Annotated in this window: 9 protein-coding genes; 2 read left to right on the top strand and 7 right to left on the bottom strand. The window is 35.9% G+C overall.

The window, feature by feature from the left end; translation table 11 throughout:
* Nucleotides 1–45: 45 nt before the first annotated feature.
* On the top strand, nt 46–1,473 hold the full coding sequence (locus V4P55_RS02890; protein WP_455475112.1) for an MFS transporter: 1,428 nt from the start codon (nt 46–48) through the stop codon (nt 1,471–1,473).
* Between the two features lie 13 nt (nt 1,474–1,486).
* On the opposite strand, the gene V4P55_RS02895 is transcribed toward V4P55_RS02890, so the two are convergent.
* The 7 genes from V4P55_RS02895 to ssb all read right to left on the bottom strand — a co-directional run bounded on the left by V4P55_RS02895 (nt 1,487) and on the right by ssb (nt 10,624).
* Nucleotides 1,487–2,704 (bottom strand): MFS transporter, encoded by a 1,218-nt coding sequence (locus V4P55_RS02895; RefSeq protein ID WP_455474932.1) that lies wholly within the window; start codon nt 2,702–2,704, stop codon nt 1,487–1,489.
* A 746-nt stretch (nt 2,705–3,450) separates the two neighbouring features.
* Nucleotides 3,451–4,575, bottom strand: coding sequence for a tRNA guanosine(34) transglycosylase Tgt (gene tgt / locus V4P55_RS02900; protein ID WP_455474933.1), 1,125 nt, complete (start codon nt 4,573–4,575; stop codon nt 3,451–3,453).
* Nucleotides 4,576–5,445: 870 nt separating this feature from the next.
* The gene (locus V4P55_RS02905; protein ID WP_455474934.1) at nt 5,446–5,958 is read right to left on the bottom strand and encodes a peptidylprolyl isomerase; all 513 of its coding nucleotides are present in this window, start codon (nt 5,956–5,958) and stop codon (nt 5,446–5,448) included.
* An 18-nt stretch (nt 5,959–5,976) separates the two neighbouring features.
* Nucleotides 5,977–6,558, bottom strand: a complete 582-nt coding sequence (locus V4P55_RS02910; protein ID WP_455474935.1) for a peptidylprolyl isomerase — start codon at nt 6,556–6,558, stop codon at nt 5,977–5,979.
* Nucleotides 6,542–7,060, bottom strand: a complete 519-nt coding sequence (coaD, locus tag V4P55_RS02915; protein WP_455475113.1) for a pantetheine-phosphate adenylyltransferase — start codon at nt 7,058–7,060, stop codon at nt 6,542–6,544. Before coaD ends, V4P55_RS02910 begins: the two co-directional genes overlap by 17 nt.
* Before the next feature lie 25 nt (nt 7,061–7,085).
* Nucleotides 7,086–9,866, bottom strand: a complete 2,781-nt coding sequence (gene gyrA / locus V4P55_RS02920) for a DNA gyrase subunit A (RefSeq protein ID WP_455474936.1) — start codon at nt 9,864–9,866, stop codon at nt 7,086–7,088.
* Between the two features lie 239 nt (nt 9,867–10,105).
* Nucleotides 10,106–10,624 carry a single-stranded DNA-binding protein gene (gene ssb / locus V4P55_RS02925; RefSeq protein ID WP_455474937.1) on the bottom strand — a complete coding sequence of 173 codons (519 nt, stop codon included), beginning with the start codon at nt 10,622–10,624 and terminating at the stop codon, nt 10,106–10,108.
* Nucleotides 10,625–10,844: 220 nt separating this feature from the next.
* Between ssb and uvrA the strand changes: the two genes are divergently transcribed.
* Nucleotides 10,845–13,736, top strand: coding sequence for an excinuclease ABC subunit UvrA (uvrA, locus tag V4P55_RS02930; RefSeq protein WP_455474938.1), 2,892 nt, complete (start codon nt 10,845–10,847; stop codon nt 13,734–13,736).
* The last annotated feature ends 451 nt before the right edge of the window (nt 13,737–14,187 follow it).

Raw genomic sequence — 14,187 nt, forward strand, 5'->3', positions numbered from 1 at the left:
CTTTATAAATATAAAAAGTCAATTCTCTACTACATAGTAAAAATGGTGAAGAAACAGGACTGGTCTACACTTTTACGGGGGGAAAATGGTATTCGTTCTTTAACGTTTACGGGCGGTGTTGCACTACACGCTGTTAACGTTTACATTGTAACCACTATTTTGCCTTCTCTTATGAAGGATATTGGCGCTGAATTGTATTATTCTTGGGTAGCTACTGTTTTCATTACAGCTTCGCTTCTTGGTACTTCACTTTCAACTAAAATATTAGAAAAAATAGGACCTCGTAAAGCTTATGTCATAGCAGGAATTACGTTTGCTATTGGCTCCTTTATATGTAGTGTTTCTTCAAATATACTGTTTTTTTTAATAGGACGCTTTATCCAAGGTTTCGGAAGCGGTTCTTTGTTATCTCTCTCTTACTCTATGGTGCGTATTGTTTTTAGTCCGTCTTTATGGCCATACGCATTTAGCATTATTTCTGGAATGTGGGGGGTATCAACTTTATTAGGACCTGCTATCGGCGGCATGTCTGTACAATATAGCGTATGGAGAACATCTTTTGGGATAGTAGGCTCATTAGCAATAATCTTCTCACTCATAGCACTGAAAGTATTACCAAAAGAAAATAAAAATTATATGCCAACATCTCCATTGCCTCTTTTACAACTTTGTATACTTGTTTTACTGATTTTTATCATTTCTGTTAGCAGCACTTTGAATACTACAGCTGCGCAAGTTTGCGGATTAGTTATCGGATTTAGTCTCCTCGTTGTTTTAGCAAAAATTGAAACATACACACCTCATCCTATGTTGCCGCATAAAACCTTTTCCTTCTCTTCCGAGTTTTTTTCTATTTATTCATTAATACTCATTATAGCTACAGTAGCCTATAGTATAGAGCTCTACTTGCCACTTTTTCTTCAAGTCCTTCATAGACAAAATCCTCTTATTGCTGGTTATATGGCAGCGTTAATAAGTTTTGGTTGGACATGTGGTTCTTTATCAAGTGTTGGTGTATCGATAAAAAAAATTCGCAACATTATTATATATTCTCCCATATTAAGCCTCTTTAGCATAAGTATTCTTTTATGGCTTGTCCCAACAGAAACTACTACATCTAAATATACTTTCATCATCTGTTTAGCATTATTTTCTATCGGAATTAGTGCCGGTAGAGCATGGCCGCATTTGTTAACCCGAATCCTACAATGTGCAAGTGATCAAGACGCTTTGCGTGCTAGCGAATCCATCACTTCTGTGCAATTATTTTCAGCAGCTTTAAGCGCAACACTAGCAGGAATAATAACGAATTTTGCTGGTTTATTTAATCCTGGAGGAGTAGTTGGAATGATTTTTGCAGCAAAAGCCCTTCTTGTAATACTCCTCAGTCTTTTATTTTGTCTCGGTATTCCGTTTTCTCTACGTGTTTCCCACAGCATATTGAAAAACCCAACTGGACATTCAAATAACTAATGACTCTTTTTATTCATAATTTTAAACATTGATCACGTTTTTCTATGTACCATGAAAAACAAAAAAGCAATAATCCACATAGAGTTAAAATACCCCCTAAAATAGCGGTATATTCATAACTATAGCCTAATTTTAAAACCCAAGCTCCAGATTCTGCCCCAAGAGCATTAGCAATATTAAAAGCGGACTGCATTAAAGCACCTGCAAAAATCTGTCCATGCACAGAAACATCCATAACTTTTGTTTGTATAGAAGGCATAGATGCAAAAGAGGTCCCAACGAGAAAGCACCCTAATGCTGCTGTTAGTGGAGTGTAAGATAAAAAGAAAAAAAGGAAAAAAACACTTGCACTCCAAAGCATAGAAAAAAAGATCATCGGCGAAATACCAACTTTAACTGCCAATTTAGGTCCCAAAAAGTTACCAACAACCATTCCCAATCCAATTAATGGCATAATAAATGGAACCCAATCAAGCAAAACGCCTGAAACATGCATCAATGTTGATTTAATATAAGTAAAAATAGAAAATAATCCTGATGCACCAACCGCAACCATCACCAAGAGTAACCATACTTGCTTATGCTTTAATGCACTCAATTCACGTAGAAAATTTGTTTTTGGAACATTCAAAACAGAAGGTAAAAATTTCCAAATAAGAAAACAACACAATAACGCAATAATACCTACAAGAACAAAGGCAATCTGCCAGCCAACAAGCTGCCCAATCCAAGTTGCACTTGGTGCTCCCAAAACCGTCGCAATTGTTAAGCCAAGCATAACACTGCCAACAGCTTTTGGACGTTCATTTATCTCTACCATTGAAGATGCAACTATAGTTGCAAGTCCAAAATAAATTCCATGTGGAAGACCACTAATAAACCGCAATACTACTAATATGTTAAAATCAGAAAAAAAGGCGCTGGCAATATTTGCTAGTGCATAAAAAAACATCAATCCTATCAAAACAATCTTACGTGATAATTTAGCTGTTACAATCGCTAAAAGAGGTGCTCCAATAACAACGCCTAACGCATATGCAGAAATATATTGACCAGCTGTTGGAATATCAACAGATGAGCTTTGTGCCATCTCTGGCTGTAAACCCATTGCAACAAATTCAGCAGTACCAATAGCAAAGCCCCCTACCGCAAGAGAAAAAATTGACAAATGTCGGGTTTTAGAATCAATTTCAAAAGACAAAAAAGCATTTTTTTTATGAAAGTTTGTCATTATTCTATTTTTTATAACGATACTTTAATCGTGATGTCTATAATACGATATGCATAAATAGACTAAGAGAATTTTTATATCCATGGTTTTTATAGGGAAAAGCCACATCTTAAAAATTTTTATAGTAGTATAATATTTATAGACAAAGTTTGAAACTCTCTTACAGATACAATAGTTGCAATCTCAACGACATTTAAATTCTTAAAATGTTGCTCTAATAAAAATAAACTCAACATTTTATAATATTAAACTGTTCTTTCATTTCAATCTTCATCCTACTGTAAACTCTTTTTACATAAGCTGAGATAGAATAGTTTTTATCTTTACATCAAATCCTATACAGCTCCAATTAAACAATGAACGACTTAAAACCACTCTATTCACGAATAAATTACCTTGGCATATTTTATAAAATTTCATTATTAGTAATAAAAAATACTTCGTAAAGGTACAATTTTCATACTTATTTAAAGATTTACTAACTCCTCATTAACATTGTTGATTTAAATGATAATAATTAGAAACAGAAAAAACTGTCTTCTTTCGGATCAGGTAGCGCGTACCGAGGTAATAATTTCTGTTTAAGAATGCAACAGCAAAAAAATATGCATTGATAAAGCTGCGCATCCATTTTTCAGGACAGCGCAGTTTTATGCTTTTAGAAAACATTATTAAGACTCTTGTTTTATAATAAAAAATCTTAATAAAAATGGTAAATGAAGCAACATGAAAAAATATCCTATGCATTATAATTTGCGTCCTTGCATCCATAAAGCGCTCGTTTCAGCACAAAAATCAGCATAACATCCTGCTTCAATAGAATCACGAATTCCTTGCATAAGTTGTTGATAATAAAAAAGATTATTCCATGTTAATAACATTCCACCAAGAGATTCACCAGATTTAATCAAATGATGTAAATAGGCACAACTATAATCATATGCAGCAGGACAAAGCGACTGTGGATCAAGAGGATATGGATCCTCTGCATAGCGTGCATTACGTAAATTAATTTTACCAAAGCGCGTAAAAGCTAAACCATGGCGTCCTGCACGTGTTGGCAAAACACAATCAAACATATCAATACCACGAGCAACACTTTTTAAAATATCATCAGGTGTACCTACCCCCATAAGATAACGTGGCTTATCCTCTGGCAACATCAAACAGGTGGCATCCAATACATCTATCATAACACTTTGCGGTTCACCAACAGCAAGTCCTCCAATAGCGTAGCCTTTCAAATCCATTTCTTTCAATGCTTGAGTAGATCGTTCACGTAGCTTCATATTATCACCACCTTGAACAATGCCAAACATAGCTTTATCTGGCTGATCTCCAAAAGCCGTTTTACAGCGCTGAGCCCACCGCAATGAAAGCTCCATAGCAGCCTCTATATCCTTTTCACTTGCAGGCAATGCAATACATTGATCTAACTGCATCTGAATATCTGAGCCAAGAAGCCCTTGAATTTCAATAGAGCGCTCTGGGCTCATGTCATAATATGCTCCATTAATATAAGAACGGAAAACAACCCCCTGCTCCGTAATTTTACGAATTCCCGCAAGAGACATAACTTGAAATCCACCAGAATCTGTTAAAATAGGACCAGACCAACGTGCAAATTTATGTAAGCCTCCTAAACGCGCAACACGCTCAGCACCTGGTCGCAACATTAAATGATAAGTATTGCCCAAAATAATATCTGCTCCAAGAGTGCGTAGCTGATCCATATACATGGCTTTAACAGTACCTGCCGTCCCAACAGGCATAAATGCAGGCGTTCTAATACGTCCACGTCCCGTTATAATTTCACCTCGCCGTGCATATCCATCTTGAGCAATTTTTCTATAATGAAATTTTTGTAGCATAACTTTCACTTTTTTGATTCCAGAAATTCATCTTGCTATAAAAAGACAAAGACATACCCTATTCTTAATAGAACTGTAATAAATTTATGAATTGATTTTCTCTTCGCTAAATACTGTATAATCAGCGCAAAAAAACAAATTAAATAAGTATTTATTATCAAGACATTGTTACAGTAAAAGCAATAATCCAAGTTCATCAAAACATCAGCAGTATCCGACAACCAAATGCTTTACGAGGACTACTCTCATTCACTACAGAGTCCGATAACTACGAAGGCCATGTTTCAATAACAATAACTTTATTTCAACATGCTTTTACTGCAAAAAATGCTTAAGCAAATGGATATTGACGCTTGAATAAGCACGATCACAGACACCTTTCACTTTTACAGATAAAAGACTTTTATACTTATGTGTGAGGTAAAATTTTTTTATATCTAGCGACTTCTTAATCAAATAAAGATTGAAACGTATCACTTTGTTACATTTTTTGCACAAACAAACAGAGTTTTACAATTTGTTATCCAACTTTAATGACATATTAGAACAATATGATACAAGATATAAACAAAATTTCACATAAAAGAAAACAATGATATCAATAAAAAATTCGATCATCATACCTAATAATTTTTTATGGATTCCAAATTAATAGCGTTCCTGTCCATTTAATTTTTTTTAATTTCGTTATTTTTGTTTTTAAAAAGCATAAAAAAAAATAATGTTTTCATTTCAATAAACTGGTCTTAATCTAATTTATTACGCTTAAGTAACTGAGAGCTAAGTTTTTTGCATAAAAAACAAAATTCAGACCAGTTTTAACAAAACTGAAAACAGCTCTAAGAAACAATTATTTTTTAATGTTTCATATTATTGGATATCTGCAGCAATTGCTGCTTTGGTGATTACATCAGGATCTAAAACAGGCTCACCACGCTTAATTTGGTCGACATTTTCCATACCTTCAGTGACTTGCCCCCATATAGAATATTGACGATTAAGCCAAGGAGCATCTGCAAAACAGATAAAAAATTGTGAATTAGCAGAATTTGGGTTCTGACTACGAGCCATAGAAACTGTACCACGTTTATGGGAAAGATTCGAAAATTCTGCTGTTAAATCAGGTTTGTCTGACCCTCCCATACCAGCATGTGATAAATTGAACTTTTCTCCATCTTTTTTTCCAAATTGAACGTCACCAGTTTGAGCCATAAAGCCATCAATAACGCGATGAAAAACGACATTATCATAAGCACCCTCGCGCACAAGTTCTTTAACACGTGCAACATGATTAGGAGCTAAATCAGCAAAAAGCTCAATAACAACTCTGCCTTTTGTTGTTTCAAGAATTAATGTATTTTCCAAATCTTTAGTTTCTGCCATATGGCCAACTCCTTCGTCTTACTTATCAGCTTGTAAATAGGCTGCATTAATCACATCAGGATTTTTTACAGATCCATTATTACTTGCGGTACCTTTTTTAATTTTATCAACAATCTCCATTCCTTTTATAACTTCTCCAACAACAGTATATTGACCATTTAAAAAATCAGCATCATCAAAACAAATGAAAAATTGAGAATTTGCTGAATCAAGATCTTGTGAACGTGCCATACCAACAATGCCGCGCTTAAACGGCTGTTTTGAAAACTCTGCTTCTATATTAGGATAATCTGATCCCCCCATACCAGCGCGTTTAAGATCAAAACTTGCGCTGTCTTTTTTTCCAAATTTTACATCACCAGTCTGTGCCATAAAACCTGGAATAACACGGTGAAAGACAACATTATTATAAGCACCTTCCTTTGTTAATTTTTTGATTTGTTCAACATGTTTAGGAGCCAAGTCAGGACGTAAACGAATAATCACATCACCATTTTTAAGAGATAACACAAGAAGATTAGAATCATTCGCTAAAGCGCTAAATGAAAAGAAGCAAAAAACACATGCTAAAATGGTAAAAATTCTAAGATACACTATCATTTTTCCTTAAAGATTGAAATTTTAAGCGTAAAGCTTGTGCAACATTTTGAGGCACAAAGGGTGAAATGTCCCCTCCCATAGAAGCAACTTGGCGCACAAGCGTAGAGGTGATCGCACGTCCAGAAACACTCGCTGGTAAAAAAACAGTTTGTAATTCAGGAGCTAGGATACCATTCATCCCAGCCATCTGCATTTCATAATCAAGATCAGTACCATCACGCAATCCACGAATAAGAAATGAAGCACCAATTTCACGTGCCTTATCAATCAAAAGATTGTCAAACGAAATAACTTGTACTCTATCAGGACCTACTTTTAGCAAATTTTGTCTTACTTGCATAATCAAATCAACACGCTCTTCAAAACTAAAGAGCATACTTTTTTTAGCGTGCACACCTATAGCTACAACGACCTTGTCAGCTAAAACTAAACCACCTTTCAAAACATCAAGATGACCATTGGTAAGAGGATCGAAGGAACCCGCATAAAAAGCAATTCTCATCACCTTACTTTGTTACCCTCAAATATTATTTATCTTCGTTAATATCAACTGCATTAGAATGTGTTTCACATTCATTGCCTAAATCGTTAACATCATCTTCAGATTCAGAAATACGTTCAACTGAAACAACTTTTTCTCCTGCAGCTGTATTAAAGATTGTGACTCCTTTAGTTGAACGACCAGCTATACGGATACCATCAACAGGAACTCGAATAAGCTGTCCCCCATCTGAAACTAACATAATTTGATCTCGTTCTTTTACTGGAAAAGCCGCGACCAACTTACCAATTTCTGCCGTTTTAGATGGATCTGTTGCACGAATCCCTTTTCCACCACGCCCAGAAATGCGGAATTCATATGAAGAAGATCGCTTTCCATAACCAAACTCACTTACTGTTAAAAGCATTTGCTCACGCGCATTTAACTCTGCATAGCGCTCATCTGTTAACTCCATTTCAGCGCCCTCATCATTTTCATCAAGAGCTGAAACATCTTCAGCATCCATACCAACTGCACGACGCTCACTAATGACACGTTTAACATAAGCAGAACGTTCAACCGAAGTTGCCTCTACATGCTCTAAGATAGTCATCGAAATAACTTGATCACCTTTAGCTAAATTTATACCACGTACCCCTACTGAATTGCGCCCTGCAAATACACGAACATCAGTAACTGGAAAACGGATACATTGTCCATTAGCAGTTGTAAGAACGACATCATCATTTTCTGTACAAGTTTCTACAGAAAGAATTGCATCTCCTTCTTCGTCAAGTTTCATGGCAATTTTACCATTGCGATTAACTTGAACAAAATCGGATAATTTATTACGACGCACAGTGCCGCGCGTCGTTGCAAATATAACATCCAACGCACTCCAACTCGTCTCGTCTTCTGGTAAAGGCATAATAGTTGTTATGCGCTCACCCTGCTGTAAAGGAAGCAAATTGATTAGAGCTCGTCCGCGGGACTGGGGTGTACCAATAGGCAAACGCCAAACCTTTTCTTTGTAGACAATTCCCCGAGATGAAAAGAAAAGAACCGGTGTATGCGTATTAGCCACAAACAAACGCGTTACAAAATCCTCATCTTTTGTCGACATGCCAGAACGCCCTTTACCACCACGTCGCTGCGCACGATACGTATTAAGGGGAACACGCTTAATATAACCACTATGACTAACTGTTACCACCATGTCTTCTGATGCAATGAGATCTTCATGATCCATCTCAGCACTACCAAAACCAAAAACTGTGCGCCTGGCAGTTGCAAATTCTTCGCGAAGTGCTGTTAGTTCATCTTTAACGATATTCATAATGCGAGAACGCGATGACAAAATATCAAGATAATCGGTAATATCTACTCCAATTTTATTTAATTCATCAGCAATTTCATCGCGTCCAAGCGCTGTCAATCTTTGCAAACGTAATTCTAAAATAGCGCGTGCTTGTTCTTCAGACAAATGATAAGTATTATCCTCATGGATAATGTGGCGAGGATCATCAATGAGTTTTATTAAAGGCGCCACATCAGCCGCGAGCCAACGTCGGTCCATTAACTGTATGCGTGCTGTTTGTGGATCAGGTGCTTTGCGAATTAAGGCTATAATTTCATCGATATTGGCAACAGCAATAGCAAGACCAACCAAAACATGTGCACGTTCACGTGCTTTACGCAATAGATATTTTGTTCGCCGACTTACGACCTCTTCTCGAAAAGAAACAAATGCACGAAGCATATCAAGCAGCGTCATCTGTTCGGGTTTGCCCCCATTTAACGCAACCATATTACAACCAAAAGAAGTTTGCAGTGGCGTATAACGGTATAATTGGTTCAAAACAACATCTGCAACCACATCTTTTTTTAATTCAATAACGACCCGATATCCATCACGATCAGATTCATCACGCAAATCAGAAATTCCTTCAATGCGTTTATCCCGTACCAATTCGGCCATTTTTTCGATCATCGCTGCTTTATTAACCTGATAAGGTATTTCGCTTACAATGATTGCTTGTCGACCATTACGCACTTCTTCAATATCGACTTTAGCACGCATAATAACCGATCCTCGTCCTGTTTCATAAGCTAAACGAACACCAGAACGACCAAGAATAATCCCGCCAGTAGGAAAGTCAGGACCAGGAATGATTTCAATCATTTTATCAAGAGTTATATTTGGATCGTCAATCAAAGCGATGCAACCATCAACAACCTCACCAAGATTATGAGGAGGAATATTGGTTGCCATTCCCACAGCAATACCACCTGATCCATTAACCAAAAGATTAGGGAAACGTGCTGGTAAAACTACAGGTTCACGCTCACGTCCATCATAATTATCCTGAAAATCAACAGTATCTTTATCAATATCAGCTAAAAGCTCTTCTGAAACCTTTTCTAAACGACATTCTGTATAACGCATTGCAGCAGGTGGATCACCATCAACAGAGCCAAAATTTCCTTGACCATCAATTAATGGATTTCTCAAAGAAAAATCCTGTGCCATCCGCACCAGCGCATCATAAATTGAAGCATCTCCATGAGGATGGAATTTTCCCATAACTTCACCCACAACACCTGCAGACTTACGATAAGGCTTATTAAAAGAAAGCCCCATCTCATTCATAGCATGCAAAATACGCCGGTGGACAGGTTTAAGACCATCACGCACATCAGGAAGTGCACGCGAAACAATCACGCTCATTGCATAGTCGAGATAAGAGCGTTGCATTTCATCGATGATGCTAACTGGTTCAACACCATTTAATGCATCATGTTCTGGTAGTGGAGTAAGATCAGTCACAGTTTTCAGACTTTCAAAAAAAGAATCACTTCACTCTACTTTTATATATAAAAATGCGTCAAAACACCAATTTCTCTCCATAATGAAGGAGAAGTTTAACAAGATTCAAATAAATTACTTACCTATTGTACTAAAAATTGCAAACAAATAAACCACTCCCTCATGAGTTTTAAAAAATTTAAATAAGTAATTCACGAAACATAAAATAAAAAATGATAATAGCAAAATTTAAAATATTATCAAAAAGGGACATCATCATCTAATTTGTGTGAAAAGCTTTCTCCCGAAAAGTCATTATTTGAATTAAAAGCATTCCTTTGATTTGAATGACTATCATCAAAGTTACCACTACTGTAATTACTGCTTTGCTGATTTGCCCCATGTAATTGCTCTCCACTAGCTGTCCCACGCCCATCGAGCATTTGTAATTCACCACGGTACTTTTGTAAAACAATCTCTGTTGTATAGCGATCATTGCCATTTTGATCTTGCCATTTGCGTGTCTGCAATTGACCTTCAATATAAATTTTACTCCCTTTTTTTACGTATTGCTCCACAACCTTAATAAGGTTTTCATTAAAAATAACAACACTATGCCACTCTGTACGCTCTTTACGCTCATTTGTAGTGCGATCACGCCAACTTTCCGAAGTAGCAAGACGCAAATTTGCCACTTGATCACCAGAATTTAAACGACGAATTTCTGGATCAGCACCAAGATTACCAATTAAAATAACTTTATTAAGGCTGCCGGCCATAGTATAAACTCCAAAATTATAAAATATGTTATTATACAAAATAATGGAAAAACATATGGTCTATTCCATTACTAAAAGTAAAATGCTGCTATCTTCACCTTCTTTTACAAAATTTGCAACCTCCACTCTTATTAAATAATTAAGAAGAGTATAATGACAAATAAACAATTATATTCCAATTTTAAATGTTCAACTTTTATCACACATGCTAGGGATAAACATGCCCCATCAAAAATATATTTCTATTCGCGGCGCACGTGAACATAACCTGAAAAATATTGATCTAGATCTCCCTCGTGATAAAATGATCGTGATAACAGGACTTTCTGGATCAGGCAAATCATCCTTAGCTTTTGATACAATATATGCTGAAGGTCAACGCCGTTATGTTGAAAGCCTTTCTGCTTATGCACGTCAATTTTTGGAAATGATGCAAAAACCAGATGTTGATCGAATAGATGGTCTTTCGCCTGCTATTTCCATTGAACAAAAAACAACCAGCAAAAACCCTCGCTCAACGGTAGGAACTATCACAGAAATTTATGACTATATGCGTCTTCTTTTCGCACGTATTGGTGTTCCATATTCTCCAGTCACAGGACTACCTATTGAAAGCCAGACAATAAGTCAAATGGTAGATCTAGTTATGGATTTACCAGAAGGCACGCGAGTTTTTATTATGGCTCCCTTGGTGAGAGGACGAAAAGGAGAATATAAAAAAGAGCTAGCAGAACTTTTAAAAAAAGGATTCCAGCGTGTCAAAGTTGATGGAAAATTTTATGAAATTCCCGATACCCCTCCTCTTGATAAAAAATATAAACACGATATAGATGTTGTTGTTGACCGCATTGTTGTACGCGATGATATTGCATCTCGCGTGGCTGATAGTATAGAAACGTGCTTAAAGCTAGCAAATGGAATTGCCATTGCTGAAATGGCAGATCAACCTTTGGAACAAGAAGAGAAGACGCGAGAATCTGTCAATAGATCAAAAAATGAAACCCATAAAAGATTGATTTTTTCGGAAAAATTTTCCTGTCCTATATCTGGGTTTTCTATTCCTGAGATTGAACCGCGATTATTTTCATTCAATAGTCCTTTTGGTGCTTGCCCTATTTGTGATGGATTAGGCATAAAAAATACAATTGATCCAGAAAAAATTATACCCAATAAAAATCTTACCTTAAAAGCTGGAGCAATTGCTCCTTGGTCTAAATCATCCTTATTTTTTCATAATCAAACTTTAGAAACATTGGGAAAATTTTATAAATTTAAGCTCACAGACAAATGGCATGAACTTTCAACTGAAGCACAACATGCCATTTTGTATGGCATAAAAGAAAAAAACGTTTTTTCTAATCATAAAAATGATTCTGATGTAGATAAAATAATTCAATATTTTGAAGGTGTTATTCCAAATATGCAACGGCGATGGGAAAAACCAGATTCTGCATGGTCACGTGAGGAAATTGAGAGTTATATGTCTTCTTCGCCCTGTCCAGCATGTCATGGCTACCGTTTAAAACCAGAAGCACTGGCTGTTAAAATTCATGGAATGCACATTGGACAAATATCAGAACTTTCTATTTTAAAAGCAGATAACTGGTTTGCCAATATTCATCAATATTTGACCGAAAAACAACGTAATATAGCAGTTCGTATTTTAAAAGAAATTCGAGAACGCTTAGCCTTTTTAAATCATGTAGGACTTGAATATCTTACCCTGTCTCGAAATTCAGGGACACTTTCAGGTGGGGAGAGTCAACGTATTCGGTTAGCATCCCAGATTGGATCTGGTCTTACAGGTGTTCTTTATATTTTAGATGAACCATCTATCGGTTTACACCAGCGCGATAATGAACGCCTTCTAAAAATGCTGCACCATCTACGCGATCTGGGAAATACAGTTATTGTTGTTGAGCATGATGAAGATGCTATTCTTACTGCAGACCATATTGTAGATATTGGTCCTGCTGCAGGCGTTCATGGCGGAGAAGTTATAGCTCAAGGTACACCTCAAGAAATTATAGAAAATCCAACTTCTCTTACAGGCCAATATCTGTCAGGAAAAATAGCAATCACAGTACCAACTCAACGAAGAGAAATATCAAAATCAAAGATGCTTAAAGTAATAGGCGCTAAAGGCAATAACCTCAAAAATATTAGTGCGAGTATCCCTCTTGGAACCTTTACATGCGTAACAGGAGTTTCAGGTGGAGGAAAGTCAACATTCCTTATAGAAACCCTTTTCAAAGCTGCATCACGCCATATTATGGGGAAACATCACAACCCAGCGAGCTACGATAAAATTGAAGGATTAGAATTTCTCGATAAAGTTATAGATATAGATCAATCACCTATTGGTCGTACTCCACGCTCTAACCCTGCAACTTACACAGGTGCATTTACCCCGATTCGTGATTGGTTTGCTGAACTTCCAGAATCAAAAGCACGCGGTTATAAAGCGGGGCGTTTTTCATTTAATGTTAAAGGAGGACGCTGCGAGGCATGTCAAGGTGATGGAGTTATCAAAATTGAAATGCATTTTTTACCTGATGTCTATGTTACTTGCGATGTATGCCAAGGAAAACGCTATAATAGAGAAACATTAGAAGTAAAATTTAAAGGAAAATCTATCGCAGATATTTTAGATATGACAATCGAAAAGGCTGAAGAATTTTTTCAAGCCATTCCCGCTATTCATAATAAAATGAAAACCCTCATCAAAGTTGGTCTTGGTTATATCAAAGTGGGACAGCAGGCCACAACTCTTTCTGGTGGTGAGGCTCAACGTGTCAAACTTGCGAAAGAGCTTTCACGCAAAACAACGGGACATACACTTTATATTTTGGATGAACCAACAACCGGTTTACATTTTCATGATGTTTCCAAACTTCTTGAAGTGTTGCATGAACTCGTTGATCAAGGGAATACAATTGCAGTCATTGAACATAATCTTGAGGTAATCAAAACAGCTGACTGGATTATTGATTTAGGACCAGAAGGCGGCGATCGCGGCGGTGAAGTTGTAGCAAGTGGACGACCTGAAGATATTATTAATATTTCCGCATCTTATACTGGAAAATTTTTAAAAGAAGTTTTATTACGCTAACTATTATATCATCAAAATATTTATAAATAATAATTAAATTGTAAAATACATTATGATAAATAAAAAGTAAATAAAAATATTTTATTCTATTATGAAAGAATATTTTCAAAATTTATATGATTATATAATTTTAACTGTTCTATATAGGAAGTATCTGTTTAACATATCCTTATTTCCAATATAATGCAGTGCAATCTAAAAAAATAAAGATATTGTAATTTTTTTAAACTTGGTGAAATAAATGAAAGAATCATATTAAAAATGATATGATCATAGTAAAAGCAGAGAGTTTTCAATGTAAAAAGCACATGAACTTTACGACAATACTAAATATATTGTTTATTGTTCATCAAAATAAAAACTATAGTTATTATTACCGATGAAAAATTAAACCAGCAATATAATATGCAAAACAGCTCAAATAAAATATGTTGAAGATAAAAAATGTTTT

The organism is Bartonella sp. B30(2025) (assembly GCF_053793825.1).

What these genes read in the sequence shown, in the direction of transcription:
- V4P55_RS02905 (WP_455474934.1), bottom strand. Translation starts at nt 5,958, where the DNA reads ATGGCAGAAACTAAAGATTTGGAAAATACATTAATTCTTGAAACAACA.
- V4P55_RS02910 (WP_455474935.1), bottom strand. Translation starts at nt 6,558, where the DNA reads ATGATAGTGTATCTTAGAATTTTTACCATTTTAGCATGTGTTTTTTGC.
- ssb (WP_455474937.1), bottom strand. Translation starts at nt 10,624, where the DNA reads ATGGCCGGCAGCCTTAATAAAGTTATTTTAATTGGTAATCTTGGTGCT.
- V4P55_RS02895 (WP_455474932.1), bottom strand. Translation starts at nt 2,704, where the DNA reads ATGACAAACTTTCATAAAAAAAATGCTTTTTTGTCTTTTGAAATTGAT.
- tgt (WP_455474933.1), bottom strand. Translation starts at nt 4,575, where the DNA reads ATGCTACAAAAATTTCATTATAGAAAAATTGCTCAAGATGGATATGCA.
- uvrA (WP_455474938.1), top strand. Translation starts at nt 10,845, where the DNA reads ATGCCCCATCAAAAATATATTTCTATTCGCGGCGCACGTGAACATAAC.
- coaD (WP_455475113.1), bottom strand. Translation starts at nt 7,060, where the DNA reads ATGAGAATTGCTTTTTATGCGGGTTCCTTCGATCCTCTTACCAATGGT.